The organism is Komagataeibacter kakiaceti JCM 25156 (assembly GCF_000613305.1).
Genome location: NZ_BAIO01000859.1, coordinates 1 through 649 on the forward strand (window position 1 = coordinate 1; position 649 = coordinate 649).

The 649-nt window shown below is 63.6% G+C and carries 1 pseudogene; it reads right to left on the reverse strand.

What is annotated here, in order from left to right:
• Window positions 1–242: 242 nt before the first annotated feature.
• Window positions 243–649 (reverse strand): annotated as a pseudogene (locus JCM25156_RS19580) (hypothetical protein); the annotation flags it as partial.

The window sequence follows — 649 nt, forward strand, 5'->3', positions numbered from 1 at the left end:
GCCCGTCGCGCGGGTGGCGCAGGATGCTGACCCACCGGACCTCGGGGATCAGGCGCAGGATCATGGTGATGTTCCACCCGATCCCGAGCAGCAGGATCCCGACAATCAGCGTCAAGATAGGGATTGTTGCAAAATGCCTGATAAAGCGTGGAGGAAAGCAGGGCTGTGACACCCCCGACCGCCAGAAGAAACAGCAGAACCCGTACAAGATAGGTCGTCGGACGTGTCACGCAGTGGTTTCCTTAATGCGCAGATGAACTGGAAACCGAGGCCACCACACCCGAACGGGTAACGTCAATACAATCCGCGCCCGCGCCCTGCGCGTTTTCATCGGGCAGGCCGATGGCGCGGACATAGATGCGCGTGGGCGCGACACCCGCATGGATCAGCACCGAACGCGCCGCAAGCCCGCGCGACAGGGCGACACGGCGGGGTGTGGAGGGATCGTCCTGCCGTCCCTCGCCATAGGCGGCGATATTGACGTGCTGTTCGGGCAGCTTGAGCATGATTGTGGCAAATGTTTGCAGTGCCGAAATCATGCGCTGGTTCATGGCCGCCGACTGCATGGTGAAGTGCAGCCGCGTGCCACCGGGAATCCGTTCCGCCCGCCCGCGCGCCTGCGGGTCGGCCCTGACTTCCGGCGGCAGCG